At 70.5% G+C, this 22,657-nt stretch carries 1 protein-coding gene; it reads right to left on the bottom strand.

Going from position 1 to position 22,657, the window contains the following annotated elements; translation table 11 throughout:
- Positions 1 to 58: 58 nt before the first annotated feature.
- Positions 59 to 22,537, bottom strand: coding sequence for a non-ribosomal peptide synthetase (locus ASD42_RS06555; protein WP_056811488.1), 22,479 nt, complete (start codon positions 22,535 to 22,537; stop codon positions 59 to 61).
- Positions 22,538 to 22,657 lie beyond the last annotated feature (120 nt).

Genomic DNA, 22,657 nt, shown 5'->3' on the forward strand with positions numbered 1-22,657 from the left:
GACGTGCGCGTATTGCCTCATCGTGCAGGCAGCAGGCACGACGGCCGGCTCCTGGATTCTATGCGCCCATCGCCCCCGCCCGTGCATCGGCCCTCGTCGTGGGGGCCTCGCTCGCACCGGATCCGCTCCCGTCGAGGACGTCGGCGATCCGGGCGAGCGCGGCCTCGCCCGCCATCGCCCAGTGCGTGGCGTCGATGCCGTGCCGGTGGATGGCGCCCTCGACAGCATCTGTCCAACTGGCCGCGCCGCGCGACCCGCTGGGGTCGTCGACAGTGGCGGCGAAGTAGACGAGGTCGCCGTCGAAGCGGCGCGGACGATAGTCGTCGACCATCCGCATCGAGGCGGTGGCGGCGTCGATGATGCGGGCGATGCGGGCGCGGTCGAGGGCGGCCAGTGGTCCGCCGATGTTCGCGGCCGCGTCGGCGAGACCGTCGGTATCGAAGGCGAGATCCTCACCGGCGAGGCCGCCGAGCAGGTCGCCGACGGTGGGCATCGGGGTCTGTTCGGGTCCGTCGCCGAGCCAGCTGTCCATCATCGCCAGCTGTGCCACCTGCGCACCGTCGGCTTGCAGGCCGGTGGCGACGGCGTGGGCCAGCAGCCCACCCAGCGACCAGCCGAGCAGGTGGTAGGGCCCTTCGGGCTGCACTTCGCGAATGGCCGCGATGTAGCGCTTGGCCCAGTCGTCGATGCTGACGGGCAGCGGTTCGTCGGCGGTGAGGGCTGGCGACTGCAACCCGTAGATCGGGCGCTGCGGGTCGAGGTGGCGGGTGAGCCCGGCGAACGACCAGGACACACCACCCACGGGGTGGATGCAGAACAGTGGTGCGCCGGTGCCGCCCGCACGCAGCGGCAGCAGAACCGCGAACGCGTCGTCGGTCGAATCGACTTCGGCGCGTAGCCGTTCCACGACGACAGCGGGTGTGGGGTCGGTGAAGAACCACGCCACCGGCACCGCGCTGCCCAGCGCTTCACTCAGTCGTGAGGACAGCTGGACCGCGGTGAGGGAGTTGCCGCCGAGGTCGAAGAAGTTGTCGTCCATGCCGATTCGGTCCAGGTCGAGTACCCGGGCGAACGCGCCCGCCACGAGTTGCTCGGTCTCGGTGATCGGCGCCCGGTAGGTGGCTTGGCGCAGCTCCGGTCGGGGCAGCGCGCCGCGGTCGAGCTTGCCGGACGTGTTGACCGGCAACGCGTCCAGCTCGAGCACCACCGTCGGCACCAGGTAGCCGGGCAATTCCGCGGCCAGCGCCGAACGCAGTGCCACCGCGTCGAAGTCCGAACCATCTTGCGCCGCAAAGACTCCGGCACCGCCGAACTCCTGGCGACGCGCCATGACGACGTAGGCGACCAGCCGGTCGGCGCCGACCCCGGCCACCACAGCGGCCGCGGCCTGCGCGACCCCCGGCAGGCGCTGCATCGCGGCCTCCACTTCGCCGAGTTCGATGCGCTGACCGTTGAGCTTGACCTGGAGATCACCACGACCCACGTATTCCAGGGCGGGAGTGTCGGTTCCACGCAGACGCACGAGGTCGCCGGTGCGGTACATCCGAGCGCCGGGCGCACCGAACGGATCCGGCACGAACCGCTCCGCGGTGAGCTCGGCCGCCCCGACATAACCGTGCGCGAGCTGCGCACCGCCGACATACAGTTCCCCGGTCACCCCGGGCAACACCGGCCGCAGCCGCGCATCGAGCACGTAGAGCCCGGTATTCCACACCGGCGCACCGATCGGCACCGTCACGACGTCGCCGTCTGTCACCACATGCGAACTCACCTGCACCGCGGTCTCGGTGGGCCCGTACAGGTTCACCACCTCCGCGCCGGTCAGCGCCCGCACCTGGTGCGCCAGCGCCGCGGGCAGTGCCTCGCCGCCCGCGAACACCCGCCGCAGCGGACCGCTGGCTCGATCGGTGTCGTCCAGGTCGGGGCGGACCTGCAGGTGCGCGATATAGGCCGCGAGCAGCGTCGGCGCGAACTGCACGGTGTCGATGCGGTGTTCGGTGACGAGTTCGGCCAGGTAGGCCGGATCACCGTGGCCGCCGGGCCGGGCGATGATCGTGCGCGCGCCCACCCGCTGCGGCAGCAGCAGTTCCCAGATCGAGGCGTCGAAGGTCGTCGGCGTCTTGTGCAGCACCGTGTCGCCGGCGGCGAACCCGAAACGCCGCGCGAGCCAGTCGAGTTGGTTGACGATCGCGCGATGCGGAACACCGACGCCCTTGGGCAGACCGGTGGACCCGGAGGTGAAGATCACGTACGCCGTGTGCTCCGGGAGCAAGGGCGACACGCGCTCGGCGTCGGCGATCGGCCCGACCGGCAAGCCCGCGAGATCGACGGTGTCGAGCGCGACCACATCGTGCCCGCGCACCGGGAGGTCGGCGGCATCACGGCTGGTGGTGAGCACGCACACCGGCTGCGCGATCCGCAGGATGCGGGTGATCCGCTCGGCCGGATGATCCGGATCGATCGGCACGTAGGTTCCACCCGCCGCCAGTACCGCGTACACGCCGACAAGCAGGTCGGCCGAGCGCCGAACTCCCACCGCCACCGCGTGATCCGGTCCGACACCGTATTCGATCAGATGACGGGCGAGCCGGTTCACTCGCGCCGCGAACTCGGCGTAGGTGAGAACGGTGTCGCCGTCGACGAGCGCGACAGCCTCCGGCGTCGCGGCGACCTGGCGGTCGAAGGCCGTCGGCAGAATGCCCGCCGCGTCGGCATGCGCGGTGTCGCACCAGGTCTCGAGCATCCGGCGGTCGTCGGCGGTGAGCAGGTCGACATCGCCGACGATGACCTCCGGATTCGCCGTCACCGCATCGAGCATCCGCACGTAGCCCTCGGCGATGCGAGCCGCGGTCGCGGCGTCGAACAGGTCGGTGGCGTAGGTCAGGCTCACCGCGCAGCCACCGTCGGCGGTGTCGGCGAGTACCAGGTCCAGGTCGAACTTGGCGACGGCGGCATCGGTGTGCAGTCCGGTCACGGTGAGGTCGGGCAGGACCACCTCGACCGGGCTCGCGGCCAGGTTCTGGAAGGCGAGCATCACCTGGAACAGTGGGCTGTGCGCGGTCGAGCGGGTCGGGTCGAGCACATCGACGAGCCGCTCGAACGGCACCTCCGCGTTCTCGAAGGCGTCCAGGTCCACCCGCCTGGCCTCGCGCAGCAGCGCGGTGAACGAGGCGCCGGGATCGACACCGGTTCGCAACACCAGCGTGTTCACGAACATGCCGACGAGATCGTCGAGGGCCTGCTCACCGCGGCCCGCCACCGGCGTGCCGATCGCGATGTCGCCGGTGCCGCTCAGTCGTGCGAGCAACGCGGCCAGCGCGGCGTGAGCGACCATGAACTCGCTCCCGTCGGCGCGACGAGCCACCTGACCCACCCGCTGCCATATTGTCGGCGGCACCACAGTGTCGACGCTCGCGCCGCGATGCGAGGCGACCGCCGGACGCGGCCGGTCGGCGGGGATGTCGAGCAGTTCGGGCAGCCCGGCCAGTTCGCCGCGCCAGAATCGCAGCTGTCGTGCGGCGACCGACTCGGCGTCGTCCTCGCTGCCGAGCACCGCCCGCTGCCACAGCGTGTAGTCGGCGTACTGGACTTCCAGTGGCGCCCAACCGGGTTCGGCGCCCGCGCGGCGGGCGAGGTAGGCGGCGGTGGTGTCGCGCAGCAGCGGCCCGGCGGAGAAGCCGTCGGCGCTGATGTGATGGATCACGACGACCAGCACCACTTCGTCAGTGGCACAGCGCAGTACGCGCACCCGCACGGGCGGGGCGGCGGTGACATCGAATCCGCGCCCGATCTCGGCCGCGACGATCGCCGGTACCGCGATCGGATCGACCGTCTCCACCACCGGCGTCGGCACGAACTCCCACACCGCCTGATGCCCGATCCCATCGATCGCCGGGTAGGCCGTGCGCAGCACCTCGTGCCGGTCGAGCACATCGGTGACCGCGGCGGCCAGCGCGACGGCATCCACATCGCCGGTGAGCCGCACCGCGATCGGGATGTTGTAGGCGGCGGTGTCGGGATCGAGGCGATTGAGCAGCCACATACGCTGCTGGGCGGCCGACAGCGGAATCCGCGCGGGCCGCTCACCCGCTGTCAGCGCGATCCCCACGCCACTGCCTGCCCGCACGGCGAGCGTGGCCGCCAGGTCGATGACCGTAGTGGCTTCGAACAGGGTCCGCACCGGCACCCGGGTCGACAGGGCCGCGCCGAGCCGGGCGGCGACCCTGGTCGCGATGAGCGAGTTGCCGCCGAGTTCGAAGAAGTCGTCGTCGAGACCGACCTGCTCGCGCCCGAGCACCTCACCGAACACCTCGGCCACCGCGCGCTGGGCCGTCGTGACCGGGGCACGGAACGGCCGCGCCACGAATTCCGGTGTGGGCAGGGCTTTCCGATCGAGCTTGCCGGACGTGTTGAGCGGGAACGCGTCGAGCACGACGATCACCGACGGCACCATGTACGACGGCAACACCGCGCCCACGGCCGACCGCAGCGCGGCCGGATCCAGCTCGACGCCCGGCGTCGGCACCACATAGCCGACGAGCCGATCACCGGTGGCGCTCGCCGAGACCACCGCGGCCGCCTGACCGACCCCGTTCGATCCCCGCAACGCGGTCTCGATCTCCCCGAGCTCGATGCGCTGACCGCGGAACTTCACCTGGAAGTCGATGCGCGCCAGGTAGACGAGCACGCCGTCGCGAGTCCAGCGCACCAGGTCGCCGGTGCGATACATGCGGGCGCCCGCCGTGCCACCGGAGCGTGACCCTGCCCCGGCGAAGGGGTCGGCGACGAAGCGGTCCGCTGACAGGTCGGGCCGACCGAGGTAACCGCGAGCCAATTGCGCACCGGCCAGGTACAGCTCACCGGCGACACCCGGGGCCACCGGCCGCAACCGCTCGTCGAGCACGTAGACCCTGGTGTTCCACGCGGGCACACCGATCGGCACGGTCTGTCCGGTCGCGCCGTCGGCGGGCCAGGCGGTGACCGAGACGGCCGCTTCGGTGGGTCCGTACAGGTTGTGCACGGTGGCCGACGATTTCGCACGCAGCGCGCCGACCGCCTCTGGGGTGAACGCCTCACCGATCGCGAAGACCAGCCGCAGACTGGCCAGCTGGGCGGCGTCGGCGTGGGCGGCGAACATCGCCAGCATCGACGGCACGAAGTCGACGACGGTGATCCGCTGCGCGGCGACGAGTTCGGCGAGATAGATCGGGTCGCGGTGCCCCTCGGGGGTGGCGAGCACCAGGGTCGCGCCCGCGGCGAGTGGGGCGAAGAACCCCCAGACCGACAGGTCGAATCCGGCCGCCGACTTCTGCAGGTACACATCGTCACCGTCGAGCTGGTACTGCTCGATCAGCCATGCGATCTGGTTGTGGATCGCGGCGTGGCTCATCGCCACGCCCTTCGGCCTTCCGGTCGAGCCGGAGGTGAACAGTACGTAGGCCGCGTTCGAATCCCGCAGCGGCGCACGGCGTTCGCCGTCCGTCACCGGGTGGCCGGGGTACCTGCCGGTGTCGATCTCGTCCACCGTGACAATTCGCTCGTCCGAGGAATCGCCGAACTCGTCCCCACTGGTGGTCAGCACGAGCCGGGGGCGCGCGGTGTCGAGGATCTGGGCGATGCGGTCGGCCGGATGATCGGGATCGACGGGCACATAGGCGCCGCCTGCGGTGAGCACCGCGTAGATGGCGACGACGAGGTCGATCGAGCGCCGCATCGCCAGGGCGACGAGGACCTCGGGGCCGACGCCTTCGGCGATCAGGTGACGGGCCAACCGGTTCACCCGGTCGTCGAACGCCGCGTAGGTCAGTTCCGTGCCGTCGAAGACCAGCGCCAGAGCAGCGGGATGCGCCGACACCTGGGCCCGGAAGGGCGTGAGCAGCGTTGCGGTGCGGTCGATTTCGTGCGCGGTCGCATTCCAGTCGTCGAGAATGCGGTGCCGTTCGGCGAGCTCGAGCACATCCAGGGAATCCAGCGGCGCGCGCGGGGTGGCGGCGACGGCGGCGAGCAGCCGTTCCAGGCGGGCACCGATCGTGATGGCGGTCTCGGTGTCGAAGACGTCGTGCGCGTAGGTGAGCACGCCCGTGACGCCGGCGGCGGTCCCGTCGGCCGCGTACTCGTCGCTGACGATGAGATGCAGATCGAACTGCGACAGCTCGTTCTCGGTGTCGAGCCCCGACACGGTGATCCCGGGCAGCGCCAATTCGGCACGCTCGAAGTTCTGGAACGAGAAGCCGACCTGGAACAGCGGATGCCGAGCGGTGGAGCGGGTCGGATCGAGCACCTCGACGAGGCGCTCGAACGGCACCTCGGCATTCGCGTACACCGCCACATCGGTGGCGCGCTGGCGAATCAGCAACTCCTCGAAGGACTCTCCCGCGCGCAGGCGAGTACGGAAGACCAGCGTGTTGACGAACATGCCGATCAGATCTTCGAGCGCGGCCTCACCACGCCCGGCGACCGGCGTACCGACCGTGATGTCGGCACTGCCCGAGAGCCGCCCGAGCAGCGCGGCGAACGCGGTGTGCACGACCATGAACAGCGTGGCCCCGGCGTCCCTGGCCAGTGCGCCGAGCCGAGCGTGGGTGTCGGCGTCCAGCCTCACCGGCACGGTCCCGCCGGCGAGGCTCCGCACGGCCGGGCGCGGCCGATCCAGCGGCAGCGCCAGCTCGTCGGGGAGGTCGGCGAGTTCGCCGCGCCAGAAGTCGAGCTGGCGGGCGGCCACCGAGCCGGGATCGGCTTCGTCGCCGAGCACAGCCCGTTGCCACAGCGCGTAGTCGGCGTACTGCACCGGAAGTGGCGTCCACCGCGGTGCCGCACCGTCGCGGCGTGCGAGGTAGGCCGTCATGAGGTCACGCACCAGCGGCGGCACCGACGAGCCGTCGGCGCTGATGTGGTGCACCACCATGGCCAGCACTGCCTCGTCGGCGCTGATCCGGTACAGCACCACCTGCCACGGCACACCCGCGGTGACATCGAAAGTGGTGGCGGCCAGCGCCGTCACCGCCCCCACGATCTCGGCCGCGTCGATATCGCGAATCCGCAGTGCGACACCGGCTTCGCCGACAGGCAGGATCCGCTGTTCCGGCCCGTCGGCGGTCTCGGGGTAGTAGGTCCGCAGTACTTCGTGCCGACCGACGAGGTCATCCACCGCGGCGGCGAGCGCGTCCAGGTCGAGCACGCCACTGAGTCGTACCGCGATCGGCACGTTGTACCCGGCCGAATCCGGATCGAACCGATTGAGGAACCACATGCGTTGCTGGGCGGGCGAGAGCGGAATCGAAGCAGGCCGCTCCCCCGCCACCAGCGCCAGTCGGGCCGCGCCGCCGTCGGCATCGAGCGCGGCGGCCAACGCGGCCACCCTCGGTGCCTCGAAGATCCGCGCCACCGGCACCTGCCGGTTCAACGCCGCCCCGAGCCGCGCCGCGACCCGGGTCGCGATCAGCGAGTTGCCGCCGAGATCGAAGAAGTCGTCGTCGGCGCCCACCAGTTCGACACCGAGCACCTCGGCGACGACTCCGGCCACCAGCTGCTCCGACGGCGTCGCCGGCGCACGGAATACACCAGCGACCGACTCCGGCGCGGGCAACGCCCGCCGATCGAGCTTGCCCGAGGCATTGGTCGGGAACGCATCGAGCACGACGAACGCACTCGGCACCATGTAGGCCGGAAGTGCCTTCTGCAGAGACGCTTTCACCATATCGAGGTCGATCGCCGCGATCCCGGGTGCGCTCGCGTCGTCATCGTCGGCTGACCCGCCGTCCCTGATCTGTTGCGCGGGAACGAGGTAGGCGGTGAGGTACTCGCCCGTGCCGTCGTCGCGGACGGTGACCACGGCACGGTCGACGGTCTCGAGCCCGGCGAGGACAGCCTCGATCTCGCCGAGTTCGATGCGCAGACCGCGGAGCTTCACCTGGAAGTCGGTGCGGCCCAGGTAATTCAGTTCACCCGAGCGGGTACGGACCACGAGGTCGCCCGTGCGGTACATGCGCTCACCGGGGGCGCCGAGGGGGTTGGCGACGAAGCGGTCGGCGGACAGGTCGGGGCGGCCGAGATAGCCGCGCGCCAGTTGGACGCCGGCCAGGTACAGCTCGCCGGGCATGCCGACGGGAACGGGTCGCAGGCGCGCGTCGAGCACGTGCAGGGCGGTGTTGGCGACCGGGGCGCCGATCGGCACCGTCACGGTGTCGGCGTCGGTGACCTCGTGGAAGCTGACGTCGACGGCGGCCTCGGTGGGCCCGTACAGGTTGTGGACGGCGACACCGGGGATCAGCGCGCGCAGGCGCTGGGCATCCACGGCAGGCAGCGCCTCGCCGGAAGCGAACACCTGCCGCAGCGAAACACAGTCGGCGGCGAGCGGTTCGGCGAGGAAGGCCGCCAGCATCGACGGCACGAAGTGGGCCACGCCGACTCCGGTGCGGGTGATGAGCTCGGCCAGATACGCCGGATCACGATGCCCGTCCGGGCGGGCGATCACCAGGGTGGCGCCGATCTGCAAGGGCCAGAACAGCTCCCACACCGAGACGTCGAAGGTGATCGGCGTCTTCTGCAATACGGTGCCCGCGGCGTCGAGCCGGTAGGCGTCCTGCATCCAGACCAGGCGGTTGACGATGGCGGTGTGGGTCACCGCGACGCCCTTGGGCTTGCCGGTCGAGCCGGAGGTGAACAGCACGTAGGCCAGGTCAGCGCCACGCAGGGGCCGGATCCGATCGGCCTCGGTCACCGGGTCGGTAGCGAACCCGGACAGGTCGAGCGCGGCGGGCTCGACCACGCGTGTGCCGGTGTCGGGGAAGTCGGCAGCTGCCAACACACAGACCGGTGCCGCGGTCGCGAGAACATCGGCGATCCGGTCGGCCGGATGATCGGGGTCCAGCGGAAGGTACGCGGCGCCCGCGGCCTGCACGGCATAGATCGCGACCAGCAGATCGATGCCGCGCCGCAGCCCGACACCGACAACAGCACCGGGTCCGACGTGCTCCGCGATCAACCACCGCGCCAAGCGGGCGACGCGAACAGCGAACTCGCCGTAAGTGATCGGCGTCCCTTCGAATTCGAGCGCCACGGCGTCGGGAGTACGCACGGCTTGTGCTCCGAACAGCGAGACGAGTGTCGCGTCGGCGTCCAGCGGGGCGGCGGTGTCGTTCCACGCCGCGAGTTGAGCGGTCTGTGCCGCATCCATGAGATCGATCTCGCCGACCACCGTGCTGTCATCGGCGACGACCGCGCTCAGCACCCGCACGAAACGCGCGCCGAACTCGGCGACCGCGTCGTGATCGAACAGGTCGGTGGCATAGCGCAGCCATCCGCGCATCCCGGGTTCGCCTGCGGCGCCGACGATCTCGTTGATCGACAGCGACAGATCGAACTGGGTGGTCGCAGCTGGCAGCGCGAACTCGTCGATCCGCAGCCCGGGCAGTTCGATGACGGTGTCCTCGCGATGCTCGAACGCCAGCATCACCTGCACGATCGGCGAATACGACGTGGAGCGCACCGGATTCAGCTCGTCGACGAGCCGCTCGAACGGTAGGTCCGCGTTCGCGAAGGCCCGCAGATCGGCCGCCCGCACCTCGGCGAGCAACTCGGCGAACCCCGCACCGGCATCGACCGCTGTCCGCAGCACGAGGGTGTTGACGAACATGCCGACGAGATCGTCGAGCGCGGCATCGGCCCGCCCGGCGACCGGCGTGCCGACGAGAACATCCGCGCCGGCGCCCTGACGCGACAGCAGCACCGCGAACGCCGCGTGCACCACCATGAAGGTGGACACCCCGTGGCGACGGGCCGTTGCCTCGATCCCGGCGACCACCTCGGCGGGCACATCGAACCCGACCGCGCCACCCGCACCGCCGCGCACGGTGGGTCGGGGCCGATCGGTCGCCAATTCGAGAGCCGGTGCGACCCCGGCCAATTCGTCGCGCCAATGCGCCAGCTGCCGCGCCAGCCGCGACTCCGGCTCGGCGGCATCGCCGAGCACGGCGTGCTGCCAGAGGGTGAAGTCCGGATACTGCACCGGCAACGGCTCCCACGCGGGAGCTGTCCCCGCGGCACGCGCGGCGTAGGCGGTGATCAGGTCGCGGGCCAGTGGCGTGGTCGACACACCGTCGGCGGCAATGTGATGCACCGCGAGCACCAGCACATGCTCGATCTCCTGCGAACCTGCGTAATCGACCGCGCCGGGGCGTGTCACCACGTCACCCGATCGGATGCTCGCAGGTTCGATGTGCGGAGCGCGACGTAGCAGCGCGGCGCGCAACGAGGGTTGGGTGGTCAGGTCGTAACCCTCGCCGATGATGGTGCGCACCGTGTCGGCCAGATCGGCCTCGGTGATCTCTCGCACGACAGTGGCGGGCAGCACCGCGTCGACGGGGAGAACAACCTGGGTCGGACCGTCGGAGTCTTCGGGGAAGACGGTGCGCAGTGATTCGTGCCGGTCGAGGACATCGGCGAGCGCCGCCCACAGGGCATCGGCGTCGAGGTCACCGGTCAGGCGCAGCGCGATCGGCAGGGTGTAGACGGCCGAGTCGGGATCGATCCGGTTCAGCAACCACAGGCGAGTCTGCGCCAGCGACAGCGGGATGCGATCCGGGCGCGGTCGCACGACCGTCAGCGGGGGCGACTGCTCACGGCCGGTGCCCGCACGCTCGGCGAGTCCGGCGACGGTCGGTGCGTCGAACACATCGCGTACGTCCAGCGCACTGCCGAGGGCCGCATTGGCTCGGGCCACCAGTCGCATCGCGAGCAGCGAGTTGCCGCCGACGGCGAAGAAGTCGTCGTTGGCACCGACGCGCGCCACCCCGAGCAGCTCGCCGATCACACCGGCGAGCGCGGTCTGCGCACCCGGTCGCGGCGCCACGTATTCGGTGGTGGTGGACAGGTCGGCGGCTGGCAGGGCGGCGCGATCGAGCTTGCCCGCGGAGTTGAGCGGCACGGTATCGAGCACCACCAGGTACGAGGGCACCATGTAGGCGGGCACCCGACCCGCGACGTGCGCGCGCACCGCCACGATGTCGACATCGCCCGCGACGTACCCGACCAGGCACTGGCGGCCCGCGTCGTCGGTGGCCGGCAGCACGGTCGCGTGGGTGACGCCGGGCGCGTCGCCGAGTGCGGCCTCGATCTCGCCCAGCTCGATCCGCAGTCCGCGGAGCTTCACCTGGAAGTCGTTGCGGCCCAGGTAGACCAGCGCGCCGTCGCGATCGCGGCGCACGAGGTCGCCGGTGCGATACATGCGGGCACCGTCGACCCCGAACGGATCGGCGACGAAGCGGTCGGCGGTCAGGTCGGGCCTGCCGAGGTAGCCGCGCGCCAGCTGATCGCCCGCGAGGTAGAGCTCGCCCGCGACGCCGCCGGGCACCAGGTGCAACCGCTCGTCGAGCACGTAGGCGCGCACATTCCAGGTCGGCCTGCCGATGGGCATCTCGGTCTGCTCGACCGGCGCGGTGATCTGCTGGAACGTGCTGGTGATCGCCACTTCGGTGGGGCCGTAGGTGTTGTGCAGCTCGCCGGGGATCGCGGCGAGCACGGTCGCCGCGAGCGGGGCGGGCAGTTCCTCGCCACCCACGTGCAGCATCCGCAGTCCGCTCAGCGCATCGCCGAGCCCTTCGGCCAGCATCGCGGCCAGCACCGACGGCACGATCTCCATGATGGTGACGGCCTGTTCACGGATCACTCGCGCCTGATACGCCAAGTCGAGGTGTCCGCCGGGCCGCAACAGCACCAGCGGGGCGCCGAGCAGGGCGGGCGCCAGCAGCTCCCAGAGCGAGACGTCGAAGGTGAGTGGCGCGCGCTGCAGGAAGCGGTCCGCCGCCGTCATGCCGTATTCACCACGCAGCCAGCAGATTTCGTTGACTACGGCACGATGCGAGATCAGCACACCCTTCGGTGTACCGGTGGAGCCGGAGGTGAACAGCACGTAGGCCGGATGCTCGGGGTGCAGCGGCGCAAGGCGTTCGGCATCGGTGAGCGGTGTTCCCGCGTCGGCGCCCGGCACCGATTCCTCGAGCTGTGCGACGGTCAGCACCGGGAACCCGGAACGCGACGCGGCAGCGAAATGCACCGAGGCCGTGGCGGATCGGATGCCGCTGTCCACATGGTCGAGGTCACCGGCGGACGCGACGACGACGAGTCGCGGGGTCGCTGTCGCCAGCACATGTCCGATGCGATCGGCGGGCAGGGTCGCATCGATCGGCACGTATACGCCACCGGCGGCGAGCACACCGTGCAGCACCACCAGCAGTTCGATGCCGCGCGGAACAGCCACGGCCACGGGTGTTTCCGGGCCGACTCCGCAATCGATCAGTCTGCGGGCGAAGCGGTTGGCCCTGGCGGCGAGCGCACCGTAGGTGATCTCGGCGCCTTCGAAGATCGCCGCGACGGCCTGCGGATCACGCGCGGCCGCCGCGTCGAGCAGGTGCGCGGCCAGCGGGGCGCGCACGCCCAGCTCGGCCAGTGCGCCGTCGAGTGCGACCACGTCGCCGTGCGGACCCGTCGGCAGCGTGATCTCGTCGGTGTCCGCGAGCAGGGCGAGGTCACCGACCGCGGTCGCGGGTGCCGTGACCGCGTCTCGCAGTAGGCGCTCGAGCATGCCCACCATCGTCACGATGGTGTCGGCGTCGAAAAGGTCGGTGGCGTAGCGCAGTTCGAGGTCGAGGCCGTCGGGCGCGCCGTCCGGGGCGAAGCGGTCGACGAAGGTGAAGTCCAGGTCGACTTCGATCGGCGCGTCCGGCAGGGTCAGCCCCGACAGCGTGAGGCCGGGCAGTTCGAACGCGGTCCTGCGCTGGTTCTGCAAGGCGAGCGAGATCTGATACAGCGGTGAGTAGCCCTGTGAACGAGCCGGATTCAGCGCGTCGACCAGGCTTTCGAACGGCACATCGGCATTGTCGAAGGCATCGAGGTCGCCCGCGCGGACCTCGTCGAGCAGATCGCCGAAGCGGGTATCGGCGTCGACCCGCGCACGCAGCACGAGCGTGTTGACGAACATGCCGACGATGTCGTCGAGCTCGCGATGACCGCGACCGGCCACGGGTGTGCCGACGACGATGTCGCCACCGGCCGAGAGCCGTGCCAGCAGGACCGACAGTCCCGCGTGCAGCACCATGAACGGGCTGGCGCGGTGTGCGCGAGCCAGTTCCTCGATGCCGCGATGCAGGTCCGCGTCGAGGGTCGACGTGAAGGTGGCGCCCCGGTTGGAGGCGATCAGCGGCCTGCGCCGGTCGGCGGGCAGCGTCAGGACATCGGGCAGGCCCGCGAGCCGGTGTGTCCAGTAGTCGAGCTGGCGGGCCAGCGGTGCGTCCGGATCGTCGGCGCTGCCGAGGCCCTCGGTCTGCCACAGTGCGTAGTCGGCGTAGTGCACGGCCAGCGCGGGCAGCTGCGGTTGCGCACCCGCCGCGCGGGCGGCGTAGGCGGTCACCAGATCGCGGGTGAGTGGGCCCATCGACCAGCCGTCGGCCGCGATGTGGTGCACGACGAGCACCAACACGTGCTCCGTCGCCGCCACCCGAAGCAGGGCGGCGCGCACCGGCACCTCGGTGGTGATCTCGAAACCACCGGCGAGGACGTCGACCACCGCCGCGGGGACGTCTTCGGCCTCGACCTCGGCCACAGCGAGGTCGGGCACGAAGGCCGGACCGACGAGTTGCGTTGCCTGCCCGTCGAATTCGGGATAGGTCGTGCGCAACGTCTCGTGCCGGGCGATCAGGTCGCCCAGCGCGCCACGCAGCGCGGTGGTGTCGAGTTCGCCGCTGAGACGGATCGCGACCGGAATGTGGTACGCGGCGGAGTCCGGATCGAAGCGGTGCAGGAACCACATCCGCTGCTGGGCGGGCGAGAGCGGAATCCGCTGCGGCCGTTGGCCCGCCACGGGTCCCCGCCTCCTTCCCGTCCCGCGCAGCGCGTCCAGCCGCACGGCGAGTCCGTCGACGGTGCTCGCCTCGAACAGCTCCCGCACCGGCACCCGAGCGTCGAGCGCGGCACCGAGCCGCGCCGCCACCTGGGTCGCCAGCAGAGAGTTACCCCCGAGGGCGAAGAAGTCGTCGCCCGCACCGACGCGGTCGAGGTCGAGCACCCCGGCGAACGTCGCGGCGACGATCCGCTCCGTGGCGGTGGCGGGCTCGCGGTAGTCGAGCTGCCCCGATTCCGGCGCGGGCAGTGCCCGACGATCGAGCTTGCCGGACGCGGTGACGGGCAACTCGTCGAGGAAGACGTAGGCACCCGGGACCATATAGGAGGGCAGGGTCGCGGCGATCGCGGCGTCGAGGTCGGCGGTGGTGGGCGGTGCCGAAGAGTCGACGCCGACGACGTAGGCGACGAGCTGATCGGGCCTGCCTTCGTGCGAGCGGACCAGGACGGCGACCCGACCGACGCCCGGAACCGAGGCGATCGCCGCTTCGATCTCGGCGGGCTCGATGCGCAGGCCGCGCAGTTTCACCTGGAAGTCGGTGCGGCCCAGGTAGTGCAGCGCCGGGCCGTCGGGACCGGTGCGCCAGGTGACCAGGTCGCCGGTGCGGTACAGGCGTTCGCCGGTGCCGTGGGGATCGGCGACGAAGCGTTCCGCGGTGAGGTCGGTGCGGCCGTGGTAACCGTCGGCGAGCTGCGAGCCCGCCACATACAGCTCGCCCGGGACACCGGCCGGGACGGGGTGCAGGCGCGAATCCAGCACGTACACGCGGGTATCGGCGACCGGTGCGCCGATCGGCACCACGGCACCCTGCTCGTCACCGGCCTCGTGGGTGGTGACCTGGATGGCGGTTTCGGTGGGTCCGTACAGGTTGACCACGGTCGCGCCGGTGCTCGTGCGCACCCGTCGCGCCAGGTCGGTCGGCAGCGCCTCACCACCCGCGAAGACCAGTCGCAGCGAATCCGCCTGCGCGCAAGCCGGTTCCGCCGCCACTGCGGCGAGCACGGACGGCACATACTGGACGACGCTCACCCCATGGCGCACGGTGGCCGCCGCCAGGTACCCCGGATCACGATGCCCGTCGGCGGTGGCGAGCACCAGCCGCGCCCCGACGTGCAAGGGCCACAGCAGTTCCCACACCGACGCGTCGAAGGTGAAGGGCGTCTTCTGCAGTACCACGTCGTCGGCGCCGAGCGGGTAGGCACGCTGCAACCACCGCAACTGGTTCACGACGGCCTTGTGCGGTACTGCCACACCCTTCGGCCTGCCGGTGGAACCCGAGGTGAACAGCACGTAGGCGAGGTGCTCGGGACGCAGCGGTACCACTCGCTCGTCATCGGTGATCGGATCGCCGGACAGTCCCGACAGGTCGAGCGCATCGACCTCCAGCACCGACTCCCCCACAGCCACACCGCTTCCGGCAACGGTCAGCACACAGACCGGTGCCGTCTGCGCCAGCACATAGGCGGTCCGCTCGGCCGGATGATCCGGATCCACCGGCACATACCCGGCTCCGGCCGCGAGGACAGCGTGCACGGCGACCAACTGCTCCGCGCCACGGCGCATCGCGACCGCGACCAGCGAGCCGGGGCCCGCCCCGAGCCCGATCAGATGACGGGCCAGTCGTGCGACGCGTGCACCGAACTCCGCGTACGAAAGCTCTACTGCGGCTGGGGAATCGACAGCGGAACGCAGCGACACCTCTGACACCGCACCCCCGGCACGGTGTGCGGCGATAGCATCGACTGCCGCGTGTTCGAGCCGGGAAATCGCGCTCGAGGACACCTCGCTTCCGAGGGGCGCGCCATCCGCGGTCACCCGAGCATCGAGCGCGTGCGCCGCTGTCGGCACGTCATCGGCCGCGGTGGGTTCCGTGTCGACGACCACGGCGATCGCGTGGGGCGTTGCGACAGCTTGCTCAGCGGGAAGCGAGGCGAGCGTCGCGGTGTGGTCGGTCTCGGTGGCGGTGTCGTTCCACGTGGTCAAGAGTTGGGTCTGCTCGGCCGGGTCGAGGAAGTCGAGGTCGCCGACGGGGCGGGCCGGGTCGGCGAGGACCGCGGTGAGTACACGGTGCAGACGGGTGGCGAAACCGGCGACGGTGGCGGCGTCGAACAGGTCGGTGGCGTACAGGAACGCGCCGGAAATACCGGCGGGAGTGCCGTTCTCGTCTCGGTGCTCGGTGAGGGTGAGCTCGAGGTCGAACTTGGCGACGCCGGTGGGCAGGTCGAAGCCGGCGACAGTGAGGCCGGGGAGGGCGAGTGCGCTCGGGGTGTCCTCGTTGAGCGACAGCATCACCTGGAACAGCGGGTTGCGGGCGGTGGAGCGGACCGGATCGAGGATCTCGACGAGGCGTTCGAACGGCACGTCGGCATGGCCGAAGGCGGCGAGGTCGGTATCGCGGACCTGGGCGATCAGCTCGGTGAACGAGGTCGCGGGCGCCACGTCGGCGCGCAGGACGAGGGTGTTGACGAACATGCCGACCAGATCGTCGAGCGCGCGTTCGCCACGCCCCGACACCGGCGTGCCGATCGCGATGTCGGTCGTCGCCGACAACCGCGCCAGCAGCACCGCGAACACCGCGTGCGCCGCCATGAAGACCGTAATACCCTGCGCCCGAGCGAATTCGGCCAGTGCACTATGGGTTTCGCCATCGATCTCGACGCTGTGCATCGCACCACGCCGGGAAGCGATCGCGGGCCGGGTCCGGTCGGTGGGCAGGTCCAGCTGCTCCGGCACGCCGGCCAGCGCGGCACGCCAGAACGAGAGCTGCTTCGCCACAAGAGATTCCGGATCGGCCGCGTCACCGAGCACCGCGTGCTGCCACACGGCGTAGTCGGCGTATTGCACGTCCAACGGCGCCCAGCTCGGGTGCTCACCGACGGCTCGCGCACCGTAGGCCGTGAGCACGTCCCGGATCAGCGGTCCGAACGAGAAACCGTCGGCCGCGATGTGATGCAACACGATGACCAGCACATACTCCGCACCAACGGAGCCCGCCAGACGATCGACGTCGGGTTCCGACGAATCCGCCGGCGCTGCCGCAGTGTTCGCGGCCACGCGGAGCAGGCTCGCGCGGATCGGGGCGTCGACGGTGAGGTCGAAGCCGATGGACGCGAAGGTGCGTACGGCGTCGGATACCTCGGCCGCGCCCACGATTCGGGGATGAACCTCGGGAACAAGGCCGACCGCCGGAAGGATCTCGGCGACGGCGTTGCCGTCGAGTTCCGGGTAGCGGGTGCGCAGGACCTCGTGCCGATCCAGCACGTCGATGATCGCCGCCTGGAGTGCGGGGATGTCGAGCGCACCGGTGAGCCGGACGGCCATCGGGATGTTGTCGGTGGCCGAGCCGGGGTCGAAGCGGTTGAGGAACCACATGCGCTGCTGGGCGGGCGAGAGCGGAACGGGATCGGGGCGCGGTCCTGCCACCAGCGCGGGGCCGGTGCCGGTGCCACGCAGACGGTCGGCCGCCGCGGCCAACGCCAGCACCGTCGTGGTGTCGAAGAGCTGGCGGATCGGGATGCGGATGTCGAGGTCGGTGCCGATGCGGGCCATCAGTCGGGTGGCGAGTAGCGAGTTGCCGCCCAGATCGAAGAAATCGTCGTCGCGGCCGACCCGGTCCAGCCCGAGCACCTCGGCGAACGCGGCGGCCACCACCTGCTCGGCCACGGTTTCCGGCGCCCGGTAGGCGGCGGTTTCGAAGACCGGCGCGGGCAGCGCGGCCCGGTCGAGCTTGCCGACCGGGGTCAGCGGCACGGCGTCGAGGGCGACGATCGCGGCGGGCACCATATGCGCGGGCAGGTGCGCGGCGGTGTGCGCGAGGAGGGTCGCGGTGTCGATCGTGGCACCGGCGACGGGCACCACGTAGGACACGAGCAGGGTCGTGCCCGCGTCGGTCCGGTGGCCGATGGTGGCGGCGAAGTCCACCGAGGGATGGCGGGCGAGAACCGCGTCGATCTCGCCGAGCTCGATCCGGAAACCGCGCACCTTCACCTGGAAGTCGTTGCGGCCCAGGTACTCCAGATCGAACGAGTCCTCGCGCCGCACCCAGCGCACGGTGTCGCCGGTGCGGTACATCCGCTCACCGGGAGCGCCGAAGGGATTGGTGACGAACCGTCCGGCGGTCAGCGCGGGCCTGCGGTGGTACCCGCGCGCCAGCTGCGCACCGGCGATGTACAGCTCGCCGACCACTCCGGCCGGCACCGGTCGCAGCCGCTCGTCGAGCACCAGTTCGGTCGTGCCCTCCACCGGCGCGCCGAGGGTGACCGGCGTTGTCGCACCGAGGGGTTCGCTGATATTGGTGACGATGGTCGTCTCGGTCGGACCGTAACCGTTGCGGAAGATCAGACCCGGGATCGCGGCAGTCCAGCGTGCCACCAGTTCCACGGGGCACGCCTCGCCACCGACCACCACCACGCGCAGCTCGTCGAGCCCGTCCGGGTTCACCGTCGCCAACGCCGAGGGCGTGATGACCACATGGGTCACCCGCTCGACCCGCAACAGTTCTCCCAGCTCGGCCCCACCGAACACCCCGGCCGGCGCGACAACCATCGTCGACCCCTCGGTCACCGTCAGCAGCAGCTCGGCCACGGAGATATCGAACGACGGCGACGCCACATGCAACACGCGCGCATCGGCGGCGGCCAGGTAGCGCCCGGCCTGCACGGGCAGATACGCCGCGACCGCGCCGTGCGGAATCACCACGCCCTTGGGCAGACCGGTGGTGCCGGAGGTGTAGATGACGTAGGCGGGATCCAGCGGATCCACCGCGCGACCGGCTGCGGCGCTACCGGTCGTCGCCGCGGCGGAACCGAGACCATCGAGCGCGAGCCAGTTCACCGTGCTGGGCAAGTCTGCCGACACGGCCTCGATCGTGATGCCCGCCGCCGCACCGGAATCGGAGAGCATGTGCGCGATGCGATCGGCAGGATAGTTCGGGTCCACCGGGAGGAAGCCCGCGCCGGACTTCACGACGGCCCAGATCGCGGTGACCGAGTCGGCGGAACGCGGAATGCTCACGGCGACAACATCGCCCGCACCGATACCGAGATCGGTGAGCCGGGCGGCCAGGCGGGTGGATGCGGCGTCGAGCTCGCCGTAGGTCAGGGTGCGGGCGCCGTCGCGGATGGCGATCGCGGTGGGGTCGGCGGCGGCGCGGGCGAGCACCTGTGGCAGCAGCGGGGCGGGGGTGGACGGGCCGCCGGTGCGAGCGGTGAGCTCGGCGAGTTCGGTGTCGATCAGCAGGGGCAGATCGGCGACGGGGGTCTGCGGGGCAGCGGCGATCGCGGTGAGCAGTCCGGTGAAGCGGGACATCATGCGCGCGACGGTCGGCTCATCGAACAGATCTGTGGCGTAAGAGAATTCGCCGGACAGACCCATGGCCGGGGAATCACGCAGGGTCAGCGAGAGATCGAACTTCTCGATGTCGTAGGGCATTTCGACGGCGGCAGCGCGCAGACCGGGCAGTTCGAAGGTCGTCGGCGGCAGGTTCTGCAGCGACAGCGCCACCTGGAACAGCGGATGGCGACCGGCCGAACGCGACGGCGCGAGCACCTCCACGAGCCGCTCGAACGGCAGAGTGGTGTGGTCGAAGGCGGCGAGGTCCCCGGTGCGGACACGGCCGAGCAGCTCGGCGAACGGTTCGGCGCCACGCACCTGGGTGCGCAGCACGGCGGTGTTGACGAACATGCCGATGACGTCGTCGAGTTCGGCGGCGCCGCGTCCGGCGACCGGCGTGCCGATCGCCACATCCGCAGTGCCCGACAGGCGTGCGATCAGCACCGACAACGCCGCGTGCAGCACCATGAACAGGGTCGCGCCTCGTTCTGCGGCAACAGCATTCAGCGCCGCGACCACCTCGGCATCGAGCTCGAAGAAGACCCGACGCCCGTGCATCGATGCCACGGTGGGGCGCGGCCGATCGGTCGGCAGGCTCGACTCGTCCGGCAGCCCGGCCAGCGAGTCCCGCCAGAACGCGATCTCACGCCCGGCTCGGGAGTCGGCATCGGTTTCCTCGCCGAGGAGCGCACGCTGCCACAGGGTGTAGTCGGCGTACTGCACCGGCAACGGCGCCCACTGCGGCGCCGCGCCTTCGGTACGCGCGTAGTACGCAGCCATCGTGTCGCGCACCAACGGACCGGCCGACCAGCCGTCGGAGGCGATGTGGTGCACCACCAGCACCAACACGTGATCGCCGTCGACCTCGAACAGCCGCACCCGCACGGGGGGCGCGGCGACGACATCGAATCCACGCAGGATCACCTCGGCCAAGACGCCGGGCAGTTCCCCAGCGCTGATGCCGACGGGGTCGAGCAGTTCGGCAGCGAGCGATTCGAGCGCCTCGGCGACAGGGAGGACGACCTGCGTCCCCACCCCGTCGACCTCGGGATACACCGTGCGCAGCACCTCGTGCCGCACGATCAGATCACCGACCGCCGCCCGCAACGCGTCCTGATCCAGCACACCCGACAACCGCACCGCGATCGGGATGTTGTACGCCCCGGTCTCCGGATCGAACCGGTTCAGGAACCACATCCGCTGCTGCGCGGGCGAGAGCGGCACCACCGCCGGACGCGGCCCCGCGACGAGCGCGGGCCGGTCGTCGGCCACACCGTCCTCGACCAATTTCGCCAGCACCGCGACGGTCGGGCTGTCGAAGAAGTCGCGAACATTCACCCGCACACCGAAATTCGCCTGCAACCGGCCGATCGCACGGGTGGCGATCAGCGAGTTGCCGCCGAGGCGGAAGAAGTCGTCGTCCAACCCGACGGTCTCCACATCGAGCAGCTCGGCGAACAACGCGGCGACAGCACGTTCGGTTGCGGTACGCGGCTCCCGGAACTCAGCGGCGGAAACCCGGAAATCGGGCTCCGGCAGGGCTTTCCGATCCAGCTTGCCGCTCGCATTGGTCGGCATCGAGTCCAGCTGCACCAGTAGCGAGGGCACCATGTACTCGGGCATCGACGACTTGGCGTGTGCGACCAACTCGGCCTCGTCGAGTTCCGCCCCGTCGACGCTCACCACATAGCCGACCAGCGCCTCACCGGCGGCATGCCGATGCAGCACCACCGCGGCATTGCCGACCCGAGGATGCGTGGCCAGCACGGCCTCGATCTCCCCCAGCTCGATCCGCAAGCCACGCAGTTTCACCTGGAAGTCGGTGCGCCCCAGGTATTCCAGCTCACCGCGCGACTCCCGCACCAGGTCACCGGTGCGATACATGCGCTCACCGGCCACGTCGTACGGGTTCGCCACGAAACGATCAGCGGTCAGTCCGGGCCGCGCGACATAGCCGCGAGCCAGCTGGACACCGGAGAGGTACAGCTCGCCGACGACCCCGACGGGCACCCGATCGAGATTCTCGTCGAGCACCAGCAGCCCGGTGTGATCGGCCGGACCGCCGATCGGCACCGACACCTCGTCCGCTGCGGTCACCTCGTGCGCGGTGACGTCGACAGCCGCCTCGGTGGGCCCGTACAGGTTGTGCAGCGCGGTCGACGACAGTGCGCGCAGCCGCGCGGCGGTAGCGGCGGGCAGCGCCTCGCCCGAGGCGAACACCATCCGCAACGACGACAGATCCACGTCGGGGCCCAATTCACCGACGAACGCGGCCAGCATCGACGGCACGAAGTGCGTCACCGTGGCCCGGTGCTGAGCGATCAACGCCGCCAGATACGCGGGATCACCGTGGCGACCCGGCTCGACGATAACGAGCCGAGCACCGACCTGCAGAGGCCAGAACAGCTCCCACAGCGACACATCGAAGGTGTAGGGCGTCTTCTGCAACACCACATCGGTATCGGTCATGCCGTAGCGACGCTGCCGCCACACCAGGTTCGCCACGATCGCGCCGTGGGTCACGGCCACGCCCTTCGGGCGGCCGGTGGAACCCGAGGTGAAGATGACGTAGGCCGTATTGCCGGCTCGCACCCCGGACACGACCTCACCGGGCACCGCGTCCCAGTCGATGTCATCGGTGCGCAGCGACGGTGCGCCGTTCAGATCCGGCTCATCGCCGACTCTCGTCACGACCACCACCGGCCGCGCCACCTCGAGCACATAGTGCAACCGGTCCACCGGATGATCGGGGTCGAGCGGCACATACGCGCCGCCCGCGTGCACGATCGCGTGCACGGCGACGATCAACTCGACGCTGCGTCGCAGCGCCACCCCGACCAGCGTCTCTGGCCCGACACCCAACTCGACCAGCCGCGCCGCCAGCACCCGCACCCTGGCATCGAATTCCGCATAGGTCAGCACCTCGTCACCGAACTGCACCGCGACCCGATCAGGCGTGCGAGCGACCTGCGCGGTGAAACGATCGACCAGCGTCGCGGCGGCCGACGGTTCCATCCCCAGCGCTGCCATCGCATCGCCCGCGAGCGCATCGAGCAGTGCGCCGAAGGCCCCGTCGGCGGCATCGACCACGCCGGGGAACGACTCGGCGAGCACCACCTGCACGAGCGTGTCCGCGTCCATGGCCCCACCGGTGAGCTCGGCCATCAGCGTGAGCTGGGCATCGAGATCGGCATAGGACACCGCGGCGCCATCGAACTCGACCGCGATCCGCGCCGGATCAATCGCCGCGACCGTCGCCACCAGCGCTGCCAGCTGTTCTGTTTCCGCGCGCGCCGGAGTGGGGTTGGTCATCGCACACTGCCTTCCATTACCGACCGCGGGCAACGCCACACGGCCGCACAAACTCTCGGAACTCCCCGGCTCACACGGGGTGAGGTGGATCGGCGCGGGGCGGCCAACCTCGGGCACCCT

The organism is Nocardia sp. Root136 (genome assembly GCF_001427185.1).
In the GTDB taxonomy this organism is placed as follows: Bacteria; Actinomycetota; Actinomycetes; order Mycobacteriales; family Mycobacteriaceae; genus Nocardia; species Nocardia salmonicida.

Coding starts and splice junctions, on each gene's coding strand:
- ASD42_RS06555 (WP_056811488.1), bottom strand. CDS start 22,537: ATGACCAACCCCACTCCGGCGCGCGCGGAAACAGAACAGCTGGCAGCG.